Here is a 17,431-nt window from a genome sequence, read left to right as displayed (position 1 = left end):
TTACGGTTTACCTCTATATAAATTTATGTGAGGGAATTTAAAACCATCTCCATTTTCATGGAACCAGTTCAGGGGCCCCTTCAGAACATCAAGGTTTATATGTGCCTTTTCATGGCTTCTGGGCTGAATCCTTGCTGAACTGCTATATTATGGGTAACTGTGAAGGATGGACCCATATCTTTATGGGCCACATAGGTAAACAGTTTAAACATGGTGTCTTCACTTTTCATAAACCCATTCTCAGAGGATGCCAGGGAAATTGTAAGAAACTATGGATCCCCTGATACGGTATTCGAGGCCAGCAGCGCACTCCTGGATACGGTTAAACGTACAAGGGGCCAGAACCTTGATGACAATTCACTTCTCCCTGTGAGCATAGGTGACCTTGCCATCAAGAGACTGGAATGGTACCTCAGGAGGCAGAGGAGGGGTTTTGATCATGGGGACTACGCATACCTCATGAACCCAGGGATAGAGGAGTACGATGTAATTGCATTCTATGTCCTTGCACAGGCGGCAGGGGCGGGTTTCAGAAGGGGGTCACGGGAGGTAAGACTGGTCGTTGAATCTGCAGGGGCCCTTGTGGAGGACCGCTTCAGGGTCCTTGGAAGTGAAAGGGATGAGATAATCGAGGAAGTCCTCATTGAACTTGGATCCCAAGGAACCAGCTGGATGGAACTCTCAGAACTCATTGGATCAGGTAAGCTGAGGCTCACGGACCTCATACTCCACAGGGGGAGAGTGGTGATTGATGAGGACGAATTCCTAATGACATTCCAGGATAGGATAACTGACAGGGACCCCAGGAGTCTCTACGCCGCACTTGTGGGTCTGGAACTCAAGGAGACAATGATATCCCGCATAATAATGCAGAGGACAGAGGACTACATTGCCAGGGTCTCTGAGATGAGCTCCACAGTGGAACCCCATCCCATCATCCTTGAAACAGCAGAAAGGATAAGGGAGACTGTTAATGAGGTCACATCATTCAGAGGTGGGCCGGTTAAATCTGCAGAGCCAGGTAAACTCGTCCCGGACGCATTCCCCCCATGCATAAGGGGAACCCTGGATGGTGTGAAGTCCGGTAACAGGAACGACGCCATCGTCCTCCTCCTCACCTCATTCATATCCTATGCAAGGCTATACCCATCGGTCTTCAGGGACCGGACACCCCTCAAGGTTTCAGACCTTGACCCCGACCTCAGGGTGATCCGGGAGGAGATACTCCCCATAATATATGAGGCAGCAGAGAGGTGTGAACCACCCCTATTTGAGGATGACCCCCAGGAGAAGCTGAACATAACCGCGAAGCTTGGTTTCGGTGTCCATGATGAACCTGAACCCGAACATGAGGGTGAGAGTAAATGGTACACCCCCATGAGCTGCGAGAAGATCAAAATACACCTACCTGACCTCTGCAGACCCGATGAGCTCTGCAGGAGGATCACCAACCCCCTCACCTACTACAACAGGAAAAGGTGGGAGCTCCACAGGGGGAAGTCAGAACAGGAAGGGGAGGATTGATAGGATCTTTGAGGCTGCAACACCCCTTGAGAGGAAGAGATACTACCGTGAAGAGTGGGATGTAAGGAAACTCCCGGACTTCATAGCCAGGAACATCCATATGAGGGAGTTTGGATTTGACCATACAGGCAGGGGCCCCAGCGACAGGTACAGGGTATTCGATGATGAGAAACGCCTTTCAAGGTTCATGAGGGCAAGGTTTCCATTTGCAGCCTACTCCTCCGTTGCATTCTACAGGGAGCCGGGTAAGAGGAGGGGCTGGCAGCGATCTGAACTCATCTTTGACGTGGACGCCAAGGACCTTCCTGTGAGGTCATGTGACTGTGATGGAGTCTGTGAGACGTGCCTTGATGAGGCAAGGGAACTGGTCCTCATGATGGTTGACACCCTCAGGGGTGACCTGGGACTGGGGGACGTGCACGTGGTGTACTCAGGGAGGGGCTACCATATAAGGGTCCTTGACCCTGGTGTCATGGAGCTTGGATCAGAGGTGAGGGCTGAGATCCTGAGGTACACCGCCGGTGCACGCAGGCCCAGGAGGAAATTTATACACAGCGGCCAATCCTATGAGATGGAACACTTCTCCATCCCCCTCGGGTACCACCGGGTCTTCACAGAGAGGGCGAAGCACGTCTTCCTCCATATGAGGGGTGATGAGAGGATAGAGAATGTAACAGCAAGGACGGTCCGTGAAGTTGTGAAGAACAGGGAGCTCCTCCTTGAGGACAGGTGGGGGGAGTTCAAGAGGAGGATAGGCCCAAGGGTCTACCCCCGGCTGGTTGCCGGGGTTGCCGGGATAAACATGAAGATGGTGGACGCCAAGGTCACAATTGACCTCAAGAGGATACTGAGGCTCCCCACATCACTCCACTCCAAGGTCAGCATGATATGCATGGAGGTTAAGAACCCTGAGACATTTGATCCCCTTAAGAGTGCTGTTCCAAAGTTTGTAAGCGAAAGAAAAAATGGAGAAGTATTCTAGAGTTTTCTGCGAACACCAAGGAAATATCCGGTGGCTACAAGGACAATAAATGATGTAAGCCCCAGTGCACCTACAAGAGCTGAATCATCGTTTCTGGCAATTGAACTGTGTTCTTTGTTTATTTCGTATGCTCTGGGTGACGATACTTCTGATATTTTAGAACTTCCTGCGGAGACTTCAAGGGGGGATTTACCTGGTTGTGAGTTAGTGTTTGAATGGTCAGCATCCTCCACACTACTGCTTAAGTCAGCATTGTTAGGTTTTCCGGGTTTATCCTGGTTTTCCTCTGGAATAGTACTATCACTGCATGGTGTCACACCCGCGGTTTTCGCGATAAAAGATGCTTCTGAGGCTGTTAAATGAAGCATGCCCCTACTATATGCCTGGTATAAAACATTAGCTATCATTTTTTGCTGGTCTTTGCTGAACTGGTTCCAAACATCTTTGTTGGAGAAATAGGTTTCCATAATCTCTCGCCATGTTTTACTGTCAATAACGTCTACTAAAGCGTCTGTGGATAAAAGTCCTCTTATTCTAAGTGCAATTGTCGCTCGCCCACTGTAACCCTCTCTAAGGAGCGAATTTTTCCATTCGGGATTGAAGAGTGTGGCTGCAAGATCATCGTATACGGCTTCTCGCATGGTTAAAACTTTTGGTATTCCATCGCCAGTTCTGATGATGTAACTTGTAATTGACTTTCCTGTTAGATATCTTACAACAAAGTTCATCACACCGGATCCTGCGTATAGTGGTGTTGGCAGGCCTGCGGTCACTCTGGGGGTTATGGTCATTGTAGTATCTACAGTTCTGATCAGTTTTTCAAAGATGCTTCTTCCAGCAAGCCCATTAATTCCATTTCCATAGATGTATGAGTTGTATTCAAGGAATGTTTCAGCCAGTTCCTTGTCAGTCCATTCTGTGTTCATTCTCATTAGACGTCCCACGCCAACTCCGTGTGGATCTGCTCCTGGTGGTAAACCGAATATTCTTGATCCTGCAAGGATATTTGCCTGTTCATCTGCTTTGCTAGGATTAATTCCAGTCTTTAATAACTCTGTTTTTATCTCTGTAAATACTGATAGGTAATGTTTTCTAACATAGTTCATCTCTGATGGTTCGTCCAGTAAAGCTATTTTTCTGATACCATCATCTATTATACCAATGACGTGGGGACATAGGTCTCTGAAACTTACTGATGCTTGAATAAGTACGTCTATCCTTGGTCTACCAAGTTCCTGTAGTGGTATAACTTCAGTCCCCACAAGGATTCCCTGGTTATAAATGGGCTTCAGTCCGAGGAGATAAAGTATACTTGCTATGCTCTGACCATTGGTCTGCATAATTTCCCCTCCACGAACATCTATTGCAACGGTTTCAGGATACTTTCCATTGTTAGATTCTTTGTAGCGTCTGAGCATTTCTTCTGTCGCATTTGATCCTATTTTCATCGCAACGGCGTCTGGAACTCTTCGAGGATCAAATGAATATACATTTCGCCCTGTAGGTAATGTGTCTGGTGATCTGATGGGGTCTCCTAGGGGCACCGGCTTGATATATCCTCCATTCAAAGCTTTTATGAGGGAGTTCATTTCAGCTTGGCCACTTGATAGTATTGCTGATTTTATACTTTCTCTCATCGCTGTCCTATTTTGGGGATCAAATGAAATTATAGCACTCACAAACCTCTCTAGGATATCTCCATGAGGACTTTCACCAAAGGTATGCAGACCACTGGATGCCAATGTTTTTTCAAGGGTAACTATGTACTTTTCTAGAGCTTCCAATAACATCTCAAAAGTTGTGGAGGCGGTCATGCCAAGCCTATCAATCAAACCAGTTTTTTTGGCGGTGTTTAATATCTCTGATTTCAATATATCTGCTCTGTTTGTATCATTATTGTTCATTGAGCTTTCATAAGATGAAATGAGATCTTTCAATAATACATAGTCGCCGTAGAGTCCTGCTTCAACAATTGGAGGTGTTAAGTGGGTTATTATAACGGCGTATGATCTCCTTTTGGCGGCTGTGGAGTCCTCTCCTGCAATGTTTCTGATATAAATATGGGGCATTGCTCCTATGAGTGTGTTTGGCCAGTCTTCATCTGTCATTCCAGCGCTGTGTCCTGGTAAAAGTTCAAGTGTTCCATGTGTTCCAAGCTGTATGTAGGCATCAGCTTTGAAATATTTCTGAAGCCAGAGATAGAACGCAATGTATTGATGGGTGGGTGGCAGTGTTTCATTATTAAGAATACTGTTTATGGTTCCACTCCATTTCCATACTGGCTGTGGTGCGACTAGAATATTTCCTAAGATGATTCCCGGAAGAACTATCCTGTTATTGTATACCATTATATTTCCTGGTGGAGGTCCCCACACACTTTCCACTTGGTTTCTTAGGTGCTGGGGGAGCTGCTGGTACCACTTCAAATAGGTATTTCTGTCAACGGTTATTGCTCCTCTTTCTATAAGTTTTCTGAGATCTTCTTGCGTTGGATTGATGATGTTTCTTCCATGAGAATTCATTAAGGCAAGAACAGTCTCATTGGTGAATTTTGTATCTGGAAGGGAATATCCTTCTGTTAAGAGTCTATTAAGTATATTCGCTAGACTTGATGGAAGATTTAATCCTGCCGCTGAAGGCATTGTTTCATCATGAGTATTGTCAATGTATACCAGCGCGATTTTCTTTTCATTATTTGGTTTTCTCCTTAGATTGGCCCATGAAATTGCCCTTTCTGCTAGCTGCCGTACTCCTGGTTCATATGGGGTGAATGTTTTTACTATGGCACCTGTAAGTGGATCCGCTGATGATACCTTTGAACCTCCTATGAGGATTGGTTCAATACGACCTTCGGTTTCTGGAGTTATAACCCATGATGATAATTCGGAGGATAGTCCATATGCATTTTTTAGATATTCCTCGAGTAACATGCTGGTATGAACTGGATTCAATACTGGGACATCAAGTTTCTCCAGCAGGTTCAGTGTTGAATTGAGATCACTTGCGTAACTTGCATGCAGGTGTGCGATTATGCAGTCAACTGATGTATTACCAGTTTCTGTAAAGAATTTTAATGTAGCGTTTGCCCTGCTGCCACTCCCCTCTGAAGCAACAGCAATTACATTGGCCCCTCTCACCTCCAGTTCCCTGATGAGCTTATTGTAAACCTCTAGGTCATTTCCTGTGTAGTACCATGCATGGAATATCAATCCAATCCAGGGGCCGTTGGTTTTATAGTGTCCTGAAGAGCAGTACCAGTTAATGTAATCGTTCCTGGTTGTGAATACACTTGAAATATCTGGATGATAGACAAAGTCCTTTGGCAATGGGATTATTTGAGTTTCATTTGCACTGATATTTATGTGACCTGTTCTTCTGAGAAGCTCAAGAAGTACCCTTCTAAGGTTTTCTTTACTAAGGTCCGATGAAAATACAGAGGAATAACCGAAATTGATGACGTTACATCCTTCGAACACGCCTGAGCATGATGTCTGAAAAATCGAGGATCCATTTTTCATGTTCCTTATCAGAGGGGATATTTGTGATGTTAGTGGATTGTTTACATGAAACATGTAGAGAATGTCGGCGTTTCTGATCTCTTTTCCAAAATTTTCGCGTATACTTGAATTTGCAGCAACATCGTCTGAAGTGAAAATTTTAAGCTCAAAGTTGTAACCATCATTTAGAAGTTCCCTGTACGCATTTTTCATTGGTTCAACGGCTTGCAGACGGGTTGCAAGAACAACAACCTTTGCCGGTTTTAACATTTTACTGTTCTGATTGTCCATAGAGATATTATGTGCTGTGCCATTTTCAGTTATGTTGGTGGCGTTCACTGATCCAACGGCGGCTAAGACAAATAGTAAGATAACCAGCGTAATCAGCATATTTTTCATTTCTTCACCTCCTTTAATTTGTATAAAAGATTAATTTTTAATATATATATAAAATTAATTATTACTAATTTTGATAAAATAAAAAATTTTTAATAAGATTAGAATTAATAATATTATATCTGAATGTTCTATCAGAGGTTTAGGCAGTTCTTGAAAGATAGTAACTACCTTTTAATGGCCTTCCAGGGATTCAGGAAGGCGTCAAGGAACATCAGAAATTCAGGGTCCAGTGATTCAATGGTATTCTCAAGGAAATCAACACTGAAGCCATTTATCAGTTCTTTGCGTATGTGTTTTCCCATTTTGAGCCTTTCAGGTTTTGATAGGAGCCTTTTAATGTAATCAACCGCATTCCTATCCTTCCTGGGGGATTCCACCACAAGCCTTGGGCCCTCAACCCATACTCTCTCATGCCTTTCTGTGAACCTCTCACTGTGTCGTCTGGACCAGACAGGGGGTCCGTATCTCTTTCTGTAGGATGGGAGCGTCCATACCTCCATTTCAATGAGCATAGAAGCGACACTTGATTCGTCGCTCCAGTAGTCGGCCCCAAGAACAGAGAACCCCTCATTCTCCAGGTTCCTGACTATGGAATCAAGGGTCTTCCTGAGCTGGGGGTAGAGGGCATCCGCCGGGACATCAGGCACCCCGGTGGATATCATGATGACCTTTGAGCCCCTTTTGTCAATGGTTTCAAGTATTTCACCGGGATCTGAGGTGTACTGCGGTTTCCTGAAGTATTCGGGTTTCGGGTCCCTCAGGAAATTCCTGGCTGCAGTTACAAATTCAGCCATCCGCTGCAGTGTGAGTGCCGCCGCAACGTTCCTGTTCCTGTCTACAGGGTCAACCACCACAAGGGGCTCCTGGAAGCCCCCACCGCTACCATGGCCCTCGATGTCTATGATGTACCCGGGCCTCCAGGTGAGGGCGCCTTTAAGCACCCCCTCGAAGTCCCCGTAGTGGAGAACCAGGAGCTCTGCAAGGTAACCTGCAAACCCTCCAACCCTGAACTCGGATCCATAGGTCCCTGTTGACTTCATGAACTGTTTGAGGAGAAGAACCTCGTCCATCTGCTCCTCCTTAAGGTTCCTCTGGATATACTCGGTGTGGAGTATGGTTCTGTCAACGGCGGATCTGAGTTCTGAGGCATTGGATATCCTGTAGCAGGGGACGAAGTCCACCTCATAACCATCTATGTGTCCTGTAACGTAGGGGTGTGACGCATACCTCTCCTCGGCATCTCCCCGGAACCTCTCTATGCACAGGTAGCCGAGTTTCAGGCCCTTCTCCTTCAGTTCATCCTCGGGGGTGTCCAGGGGGAAGTGGATGAATATGTCGATGTCGGCGCCACCTGAGAGCCAGGTTCCCTTGGCAACTGAACCCACAAGGAAGGCCTCAGCATCTATCCCCATCCTCGCTGCGAGTTCATTTATACATTCAACAAGGCTCTCTGATAATTCCATGACCCGCCGGTATTCTTCTCCTCTGGGTTTTATACTTTCAAGTATTTCACTGTAGTCCATGTTTATTCACCATGTTATTCCGTTTATACTCTCAGTGCACACTGTCGCATGTCCACCATATCAATTAAAATTAATCAGATTCTGAAGACCTCAAGGTCACTGTAGACTGGTCCCTCTGGTGTGAGCTCACTCCTTTTAAGTGAGACCCTGTCAACCCTCAGGGTCCCGGCATCCACATTCTCCAGCTCATCTATCAGGGCTGCAAGTTTCTCACGGTTCCTCGGACCCTTGACCCGCCCGATGGTCAGGTGGGGTATGTACTCCCTTTCCTTCCGAAATCCTATCCTGGCAAATTCCATGTCCAGGTTCCTCTGCAGCTCTGAGAATACCCCTGGGTTTTCAACACCAAGCCACACCACCCGGATGTAGCGTGGGTTAGGGAAGACACCTGCACCCATCACGTGAAGGTCGAATGGTTCATAGCCCTTCAGGGTTTCCTCAACTATCCCCCTTATCCTCCTCAATTTGCCCTCACCCACATCACCGAAGAATTTCAGGGTGAAGTGGAGGTTCTCAGGTTCAACGAACTTTATCTGGGCATCGGCGCCCCTCAGGATATCCTGTATCTCGCATACCCTTTCCCTTAGTTCATCGTCAGCATCAACTGCAAGGAAGGCCCTGACCTTCATTTTATGATCCTCCGTATTACCTGTCAAGTTTTTTCAGCCTTTCAAGGCTCCTGGCCGGTGTTTCAATGGTGTTGAGTATGTGGAGGTCCACCCTGCCCAGGAGTTCACTGAAGAACCTCCTGCGTAGCCCCATCTTTCTCTCATCCCTTACAAGCTGGTGGGGGTTGCAGAAGTCATTTTCCAGCAGATACTTCAGACCCTCCTCTGGATCCAGCCTCCTCATCGGGGGGTTATCAGGGTTTCTCTCAAGGAGAACAACCTTCTTGAGTGTGGTGGACTCCCTTATCCGCCCCCCGAAGAGCATCCCAACATCTGCAACTCCCCTGGATCTGGCATCCAGTTTCACAGATTCCAGGAGGGAGGAGTACTCCTTCCACACCATCCCTATATCGTCCCGGATGTAGGAGTTCTTCTCGGATGCATAAACGAGGACCCCGTTCTCAAGTAGGCGGGTGAAGAACCAGTCATCTGAAACATAACTGTAGGCCCCATCAAGGAGGAGGCCGTAGGTGAGGGTCGTCTTACCTGTACCAGGCGGCCCTATGATCGCAACTCCCTCCCCTTCACGGTCGAGGGCTGAGCCATGGACCGAGTAGCGGCGGTGCTCTGAATGGTACTCCTCAAAGAAGTCGGCAACCGCTGCAAGGGCTATGCTCTTAACCCAGCCATAGTAGTCACAGTTTTTGATTATGACCGTCTTTGAATTTGCCTCGTAGAGAACCTCCAGGTCACCACCATCTGACACAGCAAATACCTTTGCATGAGGCCTCACATCTTCGCTCATGAATCTGAAGTTGTCCTCCCACTCCTCCTTGAATGACACGTCATCTGTGAGGAGCTTGACGCAGGCCCCATGGAGGCTGGCCTTCCTCTCAAAGAGTCTGAGTCCGGAGAGTTCAGCCAGGATTTCATCCTTTTCGCTGGGGGTTATGAGTCTCACGCTGTACATAGTATCCCATTTTTGGGGGGTTGGTGGGCTGCTGATGGCGATTCAACCCACCATCTGCTGGATTCATTTCTCGATTATGGTCTCTGTTATGGCCATACCGAAGTGCCTTGCAGAGTCCTCAAAGTAGACAAGTACCTTATCACCCTCACTGAGCTCACTCACAGATACAGGCTCACCCCTATCATTCACCAGCCTTATTGTCTCGGCGTTCTGCAGGAGTGTCCTCACCTTCACGCCCTCGTACTCTGCCTCAACAAGCATCAGGGGCCTCTTCTCGATCTTAACCCGGCCGACAACCGCGGTCCTTGACCTCCCGCTCCTGTCAACGATGAGGACCTCATCACCGGTTTCAAGTTCAGAGAGGTACTTTGTCCTGCCACCGGGTATCATGACGTAGGCCTGGACAGGCCCGGCGTTCACTCGGAAGGGCCTTGAAGCCACATACTCGCTTTCAAGGGACTCGCTGTGCACCAGGAAGAGGCCCTGTGAGTAACTGCCCACCAGCATACCCTCACCGACGTCCATCATTGAGCAGGTGTCCACGCAGACCCTGTCACCGGAGCCTAGGGGCTCAACCCGGGTGACAGTGGCGGGCTTGAGTTCATAGGTTTCACTTTCAATCTCCTCGAGGAGCTCTGCTATGGCCTTTATCTGTGAGATGTCCACCGGTTCTATGAGTACACCGTCGGTTCCATGTTCAAGGGTTTCAAGGGCAACCCTTGCCTCATCGGCATCTGCCACCGCAGCCACAAGTTTAACGTCCTCTTCCTGGAGATCCGCTATTATGTTCTCAAGGGGGATTATCTTCCAGTCCTCACCAACGAGTATGAGGTAGTCCACGATACGGCCCAGTTTCCTTGCGAGTTCCTCGTGGGCCTTGCTCCTTATCTCAACGTAGGCCGCAACCTCCTTACCTCCGGATTTAAGCTCAGCTGCCATTTCAAGGTCCCTTGAGTAATCAAGGGTCTCGGGGAGTTCCAGGGTTCCGTCGCCCTCCCCATCCTTTCCAATGAGTACTATGTCCGCCTCGTCCTCAGGGGATATGAGGGTGAGGCTTCCAAGCTTCTTTATCCTCTCGGCATCGGAGGTGTCCACTATGTGGTCTATCCCTGATTCGAGGGCTGCTGTTATGAAGGCCTTCTTCTCATCCCAGTAGGTGTCGGGGGCCATCAGCCATGCGAATTTCATCTCAGTCGCCACCCCTGAGTATCCTGACGGCATCCTCAACTTCAAGGCCGTCATGGACTATACCTGCAATGGCCCGGGTCATATCTGCCGGGGAATCGGCCTGGAAGATGTTCCTTCCAATGGCTACACCGGCACCGCCTGCATCTACGGAGTCCCTGACCATCTGGAGGAGTTCCTCCTCTGTCTCAATCTTCGGGCCCCCAGCTATCACCACAGGGACAGGGCAGCCCTTCACAACATCCCTGAAGGTGTCAGGGTCACCGGTGTAGTTGGTCTTTATTATATCTGCACCCAGCTCTGCACCTGCACGTGCTGCAAGCTTAACAACCTCAGGGTCGTGCTCGTCCTTTATCCTGTCACCCCTGGGGTACATCATGGCTATGAGTGGCATTCCCCAGTCGTCACAGATCTCAGCCACGGTACCGAGCTTTATGAGCATCTCGGGCTCCCTCTCGGATCCCACGTTCACGTGGACTGATACTGCATCGGCGCCCAGCTTGAGGGCCTTCTCAACCGAGGTGACAAGCACCTTATGGTTGGGGTCAGGGCCGAGTCCCGTGCTTGCGGAGAGGTGTATTATGAGGCCTATGTCCCTCCCGTACCCCCTGTGTCCGCTCCTCACCATCCCCTTGTGCATGAGGACGGCGTTGGCTCCTCCGCTTGCCACCTCATCAATGGTCCCTGCCATGTCTATTATCCCCTTAACGGGTCCAATTGAGACCCCATGGTCAAGGGGTACTATGACAGTCCTGTCCGTCTTTCTGTTGATTATCCTCTCAATTCTAATCCTTTTGCCTATCATGGGCACCCTCCTTGTAGATTTTACTGGACCAGAGTTTAAATTCCCTGAGCCTTGGTGGGATTCCAGCGTCCCCACTTGACTCAAGCCATCCATACCCTGAGGTGAATGACTCTTCGGTGATGGATGAGCATACAAAGTCCAGGAGGCCCCGGTTCCTTATGATTGAGGCCCCTGGTTTGAGTGTGGATGACCATATGAAGTACACCTTGAAGGTTGTATCTGGATGATAACCCCCTCCAAGGTCAACGCTGAGCACATCACAGGATTCAATCATACTGCAGACCTCTTCAAGGGTTTCATGGAGGCGAACATCCCCAGATATGAATTCAACATTATCCCTCTCCCTGCTCAGGGCCTCCATAACATCAACCGCCTCTGGGCTGTTATCAACCGCCACCACCCTGCCCTCCTGCACAAGGTCAGATATTATGCGTGTTGAGTTTCCTATGTGACACCCCAGTTCAACAACGGTATCCCCGGGCCTCAGGACCTCCCTGAGGACGTCCCGGTAGATGTTTATATCATATACCAGTCTTATCATGGCCTCACCTGTCTGTCCCCTTCACACCATTCATCCGGGGATCCCTGATGCAGAGATGGGAACAGTGATTAATATAATCTTTTAATTTAAAGTATTTTCCCCCTAAATCCACAGATATGTTCATTATCACCCATAGAACCCCCCAGATGGTCTTCTACCCTTTAACTCCAGCATCACAGAAACCTTGCACCTGAAAAGTCAATTCCATACACATCATCGCCCCCGGCATCAGGGTCCTCTGACAGGGCGAATACCGTGTTACCCAGCATCGCCATGGATGCCCCCAGCGTCCCCTCAGAGAGGGCCTCCAGGGGTTCTCTGAGTTCAGGGGTTATGAGTGAGGTTCCTGTGGCAAACTCACGGGAGAGTTCCATGAACATCCTAGGTGTCGGCTCCCTGAGGAGTCTCCGGATCATCCCGGCACCCATCCGGTTTATCTCCCCAACCTTTGTTTCATCACGGATGACCGATGCCGTGTCAAGCTCCCCAAGGGTCTCTGTTAAGACATAGAGGCCCCTGTCAGTGATCCGGTCTGTCCTCCCGTATCCAGGCGGGCCCTCCCTGGTTCTTATGACTATCCCGCCGGTCATCTCGGCTATCAGGTCCCCCAGTCCTGTTCCAAGTTCCACCTCGGCCTTGTGGGCCACTGAACCTGCAGTGTTGACCGTGACAGGGAGTTCAAGTTCCCTTACAACTGCAAGGACACTTCCCAGGGCGCAGGCCGCGGATGCCCCGAAACCACACCCTATGGGGACATCAACCCTGTGGTGTATGCTCACACCCTCCCTGAATCCTGTTATTTCCCTTAGTATTTCAAGGGAACGCAGGCTAACTGATTCCCCGTTTTCTTTCTTTCCGTTGACCCTTACAACCGTTTTATCTTCGGAACCCCTGACCTTTATGGAGGTTTCAACTCCACGGTCAAGGACGACCCCGGCGCCCCTGGAACCTGTTCTCAGGGGATCATCGACCCTTACAACCTCAAAGAATCCGGTTATATGTGCTGGGACAAAGACTGAGGGCTTCATTTAAATACTTCCCTGGACATACTCTAACTGTTCACTGGTATATTGTAACATAAATATAATGATTTTTAAGGAGGACCTGACATCAGAAAGAGGATCGATCTTCACACCCACAGCCTCCTGAGTGACGGTGAGCTCCTGCCATCTGAACTTGCAAGGAGGGCATGTGTCCTGGGACATGAGGCCATAGCCATCACAGACCACATAGACGCCTCGAATATAAACACCATAACATCCCTAATAGACGCGGTTGAGGATATCGGAGATAACTGGGACATCAGGGTCATACCGGGGGCTGAGATAACACATGCGCCTGTTGAGATAATTGAAAAGCTTGCAGTGAGGGCAAGGGGCCTGGGGGCTGAGATCATAGTTGTGCACGGGGAAACAATCGTTGAACCTGTGATTCCCGGCACCAATCATGTGGCTGTTAGCTGCCCGGAGGTTGATATACTGGCCCACCCTGGCCTCATAACGGTGGATGATGCTGAACTTGCCCGTGAGAATGGTGTTACACTTGAGCTAAGCGCAAGGAAGGGGCACTGCCTGGGTAACGGGCATGTTGCAGGTGTTGCCCGTGAGGTTGGGGTTCCAGTTGTCATTGACACCGACACCCATGCACCTGGTGACCTCCTTGACTATGACATGGCACGCCGCGTGGGTCTTGGAGCTGGACTCGATGAATCAGAGGTTGAGGAAGCCCTTGTTAAGAACCCCAGGAAACTTCTTAAGGGTAATGGCATTATATGAGCTATTATTTTTAATAAATTAATTTTTCTGAGCTTTCCATTTTTCAGTATTGGAAAAACGCGTGAATGATTGGTAAATTAAGGGGATTTAACGGATCTAGAAAAAAGAATTTAATAAGTGAATTTAATGTGTCTTCACCTTCGCCCCGTTCTGAACTTCAGGGTCCATCTCTTCTGGGGGGAATCCACCAGTGCTGCAGCGGGCACCACGAGGGTGTACCACCTGTTTCCTGAGAGTCTGGATAGGGGTTTCACATTGAGGGTGTTGCCACTCACCCACTTTTTAATCCTCACGGTTTTCCCGAACTGGTTCCTGAGTGTTATGCTGTTCCAGTATCTGCCCGGTGTTATGCGACCAGAGAATGTGACCCTGATGAGGGGCCTTCTTGTGGTCATACCCCCCCATCTGGGATTGCTTGAGGTTACACTGGGCCCGGTTGCCGTGTATCTCTGGAGGCTGTCAAGTGCTTTTACCAGAAGACCCGCGTCGCTGAGTTTCCTTGAGTAGGTGTCATAGAAGTATGTTTCATAGATCACGGTATTGTAACCCTGTGACGCTATTGGTATTGTAACATACTGGGGGCTTGTTGGTTTTGGGGGTCTGTAGATTTTCAGGAAATTCATGCGGGCTATTATCTGGTCAGTGTAGTTGATGGTTGCGGTGTTCTCTGATATTATGTCCAGGAATCGTGGATAGGCGTATCCACTGTCATGGTAGTGGTTCTCATGGCAGTCTATGACGAGCATGGGTTTCTCGTTCTTTATATCAGGCACTACGAAGTCCCTTGCAAGGAGCTGGCCGTTCATACGGCCCCTTGAGTAATCATTCACGTCTCGGGTTACGTGGACACTGTAGAGGACATACCTCTTTGTGAGGTTAGATGTCTGGATCTTCTCCCTCACTGCGTTGTGTATACCTGACTCCTGGGGGTGGACGCCTATGATGACTGCAATGGTTTCGTTTGAGTTGAGATCCCCATAGTAATCCTTTTCGACATAGCCGTAGGTCCTGTTTCCAAGATGCACGGCCTGTGAGGATCCCATGAGGGCAAAGACCATTAAAACAATTAAAAGTTTCCATAGATGCTTCATATTGATCAACTGGAACTCATTTAATGAAAAATATGTCAAAGAAGATATATAAATACTGTGATAATGATTAGATCAGCGACCAGATAACATCCTCCCAGAGAAGGAACACAACACCGTGAGCTGTTACCCTAAAAATGTCTTCTCACCAAATACCTTCTGTTACCCGCCATCACAGTATGGACCGTTGACCGTTGAAATAAAAGTAAGGGATAAAAGGAATGATGGCAAATTAATAAGAATATTTCTAATTAGCTGCACCTCTGGAGTTTATATATCTGCACCCATATAACTGAACGCAGTGATCCGACTTTTAATAATTTGATGTCAATAAATAACAAAAAGTTTATATCCTCTCAGAATAAAATAACTCATTGTAACTAATACCATGATGGAGGAAAAAGCCAAAATGAGAAAACTCAGCACATGGAAACTGAAGCTAAGGATGTTCCTGGCAACAGCACTTTTATTTGGTATAATCTACGCCATACTCATAGCAATAGGGGCCCTCATGGGCTTCGGCGGTCCGCTGTTCTATGCCCTGCTTGGTTTTGGCATAGTGTTCCTTCAGTACCTCCTCTCCCCCAAGATAGTGGAACTCACAATGAACGTCCACTACGTCAGTGAGGCAGAGGCCCCCAGACTCCACGCCATGGTGGATGAACTTGCAAGGAATGCAGGAATACCCAAACCCAGGGTTGGAATTGCAGAGATTGCAGTGCCCAACGCCTTTGCCTTTGGGAGAACAAAATCAGACGGCAGGGTATGTGTAACAAGAGGTATACTGAACCTCCTTGATGAGGAGGAACTCCGGGCCGTCCTTGGACACGAGATATCCCACATAAGGCACAGTGACATGATAGTCATGACCCTTGTGAGCGCGGTTCCACTCATCTGCTACTACATATTCTGGAGCACCATATACAGCAGGGACGACGATGCAACCCTGGTTGGAATCGCGGCACTCATAGCGTACTTCCTTGGCCAGCTGATAGTCCTCTTCATATCAAGGACAAGGGAGTACTATGCGGACCAGGGCAGCGTGGAGATCGGCGGCCAGCCACACAAACTTGCAAGTGCACTCTACAAACTGGTTTATGGCTCCGCTGCATTTGACAGGGATGATCTGAAGCAGGTTGAGGGTGTTAAGGCATTCTTCCTCAACGATGTATCCGACGCCAGAAATGAGATAAATGATCTCAGCCAGCTTGACATTGACATGGACGGCACCATAAGCATGGCCGAGCTTCAGAGAGTGAAGTACAGTGGAGTAAAGGTTGGTGTGGGCGCAAGGATACTTGAACTTCTCTCAACACACCCAAACATGCTCAGAAGGATTGAGAGGCTCTCTGAGTTCACCTGATTAATTTTTTATCTTGGAATTCAACTTTTTTTGCAATATGATCTGATTCTTGCAGGGGGACTGTATTCGGTTCTGGAACATATAGCGGATCGGCAGGAAATTGTGAATAAAGCTGTGAGTTCAGCAATGATGCAGACGTTCAAAACAACTTCACTGATGTGAATAAAGCTGTGAGTTCAGCAATGATGCAGACGTTCAAAACAACTTCACTGATGTGAATAGAGCTGTGAGTTCAGCAATGATGCAGACGTTCAAAACAACTTCACTGATGTGAATAGAGCTGTGAGTTCAGCAATGATGCAGACGTTCAAAACAACTTCACTGATGTGAATAGAGCTGTGAGTTCAGCAATGATGCAGACGTTCAAAACAACTTCACTGATGTGAATAGAGCTGTGAGTTCAGCAATGATGCAGACGTTCAAAACAACTTCACTGATCCTCATGACAGGTTTCTTCATCAGCATCATCGTTCCAGGCAAGTAGAAAACGTAGAAAGGTTAGGGAGGAGGTTTGGGGTTTCAGTATTGTAGAAAAGGTAGGGAGTAGGTGTGTGGGTTTTCAGTACTTCTTCACAACACCCACAATGGCTGACTTCGGAACCCATGTGTTGAGTGGTGTCCTGACGATAACCGATGTTGGTGTATAGATGCGCTCAACCTTCTTGTTGTCACTCATTAGGTACACCCTGGTGGGTTCTATCTTACCCACCCTCTTCACGATGAGGCCATACTCTGGGTGCTTGGCTATAACTATATCCCCAACCTTGTAGTCGTCTGTCTTGAGCACTATGAGTTCCTGCCCATCTCTGAGCGTCGGGTACATGGAGTCACCGCTCACAACGGCTGGCATGGGGAGCTGGTCAACACCGAACTGTGACTCAATGGTCACATCAACCTTACTGTAGCCGTAACTCTTTGCTATCTCTGTGACATTGGCCTTTATCGTTTCAACGGTACTGTCAGGGTCGTTGATGACGTCCGCCATGTATTCACCGATCTTCTGCTCCATTTCAGGTGGAGTTTTCTGGAAGAATATGGTGTCTGCCTCGACCGTGATGTTAACCCCGTCAGTCTTTATTGTGATATCAACCGAATTGGCGTTCTCAGTATAGTAAAATGCACCTGCAAAAGCGATGACAAGCACTGCAAGGATAATCAGAACCTTCTTCAT

Annotated in this window: 14 protein-coding genes; 4 read left to right on the top strand and 10 right to left on the bottom strand. The window is 48.2% G+C overall.

Annotation, left to right across the window (positions count from 1 at the left end):
• The first annotated feature begins 210 nt into the window (after positions 1–210).
• On the top strand, positions 211–1,524 hold the full coding sequence (locus AB9H23_RS03465; RefSeq protein WP_370005597.1) for a DNA primase: 1,314 nt from the start codon (positions 211–213) through the stop codon (positions 1,522–1,524).
• A 4-nt stretch (positions 1,525–1,528) separates the two neighbouring features.
• Positions 1,529–2,506 (top strand): DNA primase catalytic subunit PriS, encoded by a 978-nt coding sequence (gene priS, locus AB9H23_RS03460; RefSeq protein WP_370005928.1) that lies wholly within the window; start codon positions 1,529–1,531, stop codon positions 2,504–2,506.
• On the opposite strand, the gene AB9H23_RS03455 is transcribed toward priS, so the two are convergent.
• The 8 genes from AB9H23_RS03455 to AB9H23_RS03420 all read right to left on the bottom strand — a co-directional run bounded on the left by AB9H23_RS03455 (position 2,503) and on the right by AB9H23_RS03420 (position 13,062).
• Positions 2,503–6,402 (bottom strand): cobaltochelatase subunit CobN, encoded by a 3,900-nt coding sequence (locus AB9H23_RS03455; protein WP_370005595.1) that lies wholly within the window; start codon positions 6,400–6,402, stop codon positions 2,503–2,505. The genes priS and AB9H23_RS03455 overlap by 4 nt on opposite strands.
• A 164-nt stretch (positions 6,403–6,566) precedes the next feature.
• Positions 6,567–7,925 (bottom strand): CCA tRNA nucleotidyltransferase, encoded by a 1,359-nt coding sequence (gene cca, locus AB9H23_RS03450; RefSeq protein ID WP_370005593.1) that lies wholly within the window; start codon positions 7,923–7,925, stop codon positions 6,567–6,569.
• A gap of 74 nt (positions 7,926–7,999) precedes the next feature.
• Complete coding sequence (thpR, locus tag AB9H23_RS03445) at positions 8,000–8,554, bottom strand: RNA 2',3'-cyclic phosphodiesterase (protein ID WP_370005591.1); 555 nt, start codon at positions 8,552–8,554, stop codon at positions 8,000–8,002.
• A gap of 16 nt (positions 8,555–8,570) precedes the next feature.
• Positions 8,571–9,503 carry an HPr kinase/phosphorylase gene (locus tag AB9H23_RS03440; protein ID WP_370005589.1) on the bottom strand — a complete coding sequence of 311 codons (933 nt, stop codon included), beginning with the start codon at positions 9,501–9,503 and terminating at the stop codon, positions 8,571–8,573.
• Positions 9,504–9,566: 63 nt separating this feature from the next.
• Positions 9,567–10,673 carry a 3-dehydroquinate synthase II gene (locus tag AB9H23_RS03435; protein WP_370005926.1) on the bottom strand — a complete coding sequence of 369 codons (1,107 nt, stop codon included), beginning with the start codon at positions 10,671–10,673 and terminating at the stop codon, positions 9,567–9,569.
• Between the two features lie 19 nt (positions 10,674–10,692).
• Positions 10,693–11,493: a 2-amino-3,7-dideoxy-D-threo-hept-6-ulosonate synthase gene (locus AB9H23_RS03430; protein ID WP_370005587.1), complete on the bottom strand. Its 801-nt coding sequence runs from the start codon at positions 11,491–11,493 to the stop codon at positions 10,693–10,695.
• Positions 11,474–12,034: a class I SAM-dependent methyltransferase gene (locus tag AB9H23_RS03425; RefSeq protein WP_013295777.1), complete on the bottom strand. Its 561-nt coding sequence runs from the start codon at positions 12,032–12,034 to the stop codon at positions 11,474–11,476. The genes AB9H23_RS03430 and AB9H23_RS03425 overlap by 20 nt, the downstream gene beginning before the upstream one ends.
• A gap of 173 nt (positions 12,035–12,207) precedes the next feature.
• Positions 12,208–13,062, bottom strand: coding sequence for a pantoate kinase (locus AB9H23_RS03420; RefSeq protein ID WP_370005585.1), 855 nt, complete (start codon positions 13,060–13,062; stop codon positions 12,208–12,210).
• Positions 13,063–13,143: 81 nt separating this feature from the next.
• Here AB9H23_RS03420 and AB9H23_RS03415 point away from each other — a divergent pair, with 81 nt between their 5' ends.
• The gene (locus tag AB9H23_RS03415) at positions 13,144–13,809 is read left to right on the top strand and encodes a histidinol phosphate phosphatase domain-containing protein (RefSeq protein WP_048901196.1); all 666 of its coding nucleotides are present in this window, start codon (positions 13,144–13,146) and stop codon (positions 13,807–13,809) included.
• 134 nt (positions 13,810–13,943) lie between these two features.
• Here the strand turns inward: AB9H23_RS03415 and AB9H23_RS03410 are convergent, their stop codons facing one another.
• Positions 13,944–14,900 (bottom strand): Ig-like domain-containing protein, encoded by a 957-nt coding sequence (locus AB9H23_RS03410; protein ID WP_013295774.1) that lies wholly within the window; start codon positions 14,898–14,900, stop codon positions 13,944–13,946.
• A gap of 406 nt (positions 14,901–15,306) precedes the next feature.
• Between AB9H23_RS03410 and AB9H23_RS03405 the strand changes: the two genes are divergently transcribed.
• Positions 15,307–16,260 carry a zinc metalloprotease HtpX gene (locus AB9H23_RS03405; protein ID WP_370005582.1) on the top strand — a complete coding sequence of 318 codons (954 nt, stop codon included), beginning with the start codon at positions 15,307–15,309 and terminating at the stop codon, positions 16,258–16,260.
• 559 nt (positions 16,261–16,819) lie between these two features.
• Here the strand turns inward: AB9H23_RS03405 and AB9H23_RS03400 are convergent.
• On the bottom strand, positions 16,820–17,431 hold the full coding sequence (locus AB9H23_RS03400) for a S24/S26 family peptidase (protein WP_013295772.1): 612 nt from the start codon (positions 17,429–17,431) through the stop codon (positions 16,820–16,822).

It is taken from the genome of Methanothermobacter sp. KEPCO 2, from assembly GCF_041228365.1.
GTDB lineage: Archaea > Methanobacteriota > Methanobacteria > Methanobacteriales > Methanothermobacteraceae > Methanothermobacter > Methanothermobacter marburgensis.
Note: the sequence above shows the minus strand (reverse complement) of the source record. Positions and strands in the feature narration are given on the sequence as shown.

What these genes read in the sequence shown, in the direction of transcription:
- cca (WP_370005593.1), bottom strand. Translation starts at nt 7,925, where the DNA reads ATGGACTACAGTGAAATACTTGAAAGTATAAAACCCAGAGGAGAAGAA.
- AB9H23_RS03430 (WP_370005587.1), bottom strand. Translation starts at nt 11,493, where the DNA reads ATGATAGGCAAAAGGATTAGAATTGAGAGGATAATCAACAGAAAGACG.
- AB9H23_RS03455 (WP_370005595.1), bottom strand. Translation starts at nt 6,402, where the DNA reads ATGAAAAATATGCTGATTACGCTGGTTATCTTACTATTTGTCTTAGCC.
- AB9H23_RS03405 (WP_370005582.1), top strand. Translation starts at nt 15,307, where the DNA reads ATGAGAAAACTCAGCACATGGAAACTGAAGCTAAGGATGTTCCTGGCA.
- thpR (WP_370005591.1), bottom strand. Translation starts at nt 8,554, where the DNA reads ATGAAGGTCAGGGCCTTCCTTGCAGTTGATGCTGACGATGAACTAAGG.
- AB9H23_RS03425 (WP_013295777.1), bottom strand. Translation starts at nt 12,034, where the DNA reads ATGATAAGACTGGTATATGATATAAACATCTACCGGGACGTCCTCAGG.
- AB9H23_RS03465 (WP_370005597.1), top strand. Translation starts at nt 211, where the DNA reads ATGGTGTCTTCACTTTTCATAAACCCATTCTCAGAGGATGCCAGGGAA.
- AB9H23_RS03420 (WP_370005585.1), bottom strand. Translation starts at nt 13,062, where the DNA reads ATGAAGCCCTCAGTCTTTGTCCCAGCACATATAACCGGATTCTTTGAG.
- AB9H23_RS03440 (WP_370005589.1), bottom strand. Translation starts at nt 9,503, where the DNA reads ATGTACAGCGTGAGACTCATAACCCCCAGCGAAAAGGATGAAATCCTG.
- AB9H23_RS03410 (WP_013295774.1), bottom strand. Translation starts at nt 14,900, where the DNA reads ATGAAGCATCTATGGAAACTTTTAATTGTTTTAATGGTCTTTGCCCTC.
- AB9H23_RS03435 (WP_370005926.1), bottom strand. Translation starts at nt 10,673, where the DNA reads ATGGCCCCCGACACCTACTGGGATGAGAAGAAGGCCTTCATAACAGCA.
- AB9H23_RS03400 (WP_013295772.1), bottom strand. Translation starts at nt 17,431, where the DNA reads ATGAAGAAGGTTCTGATTATCCTTGCAGTGCTTGTCATCGCTTTTGCA.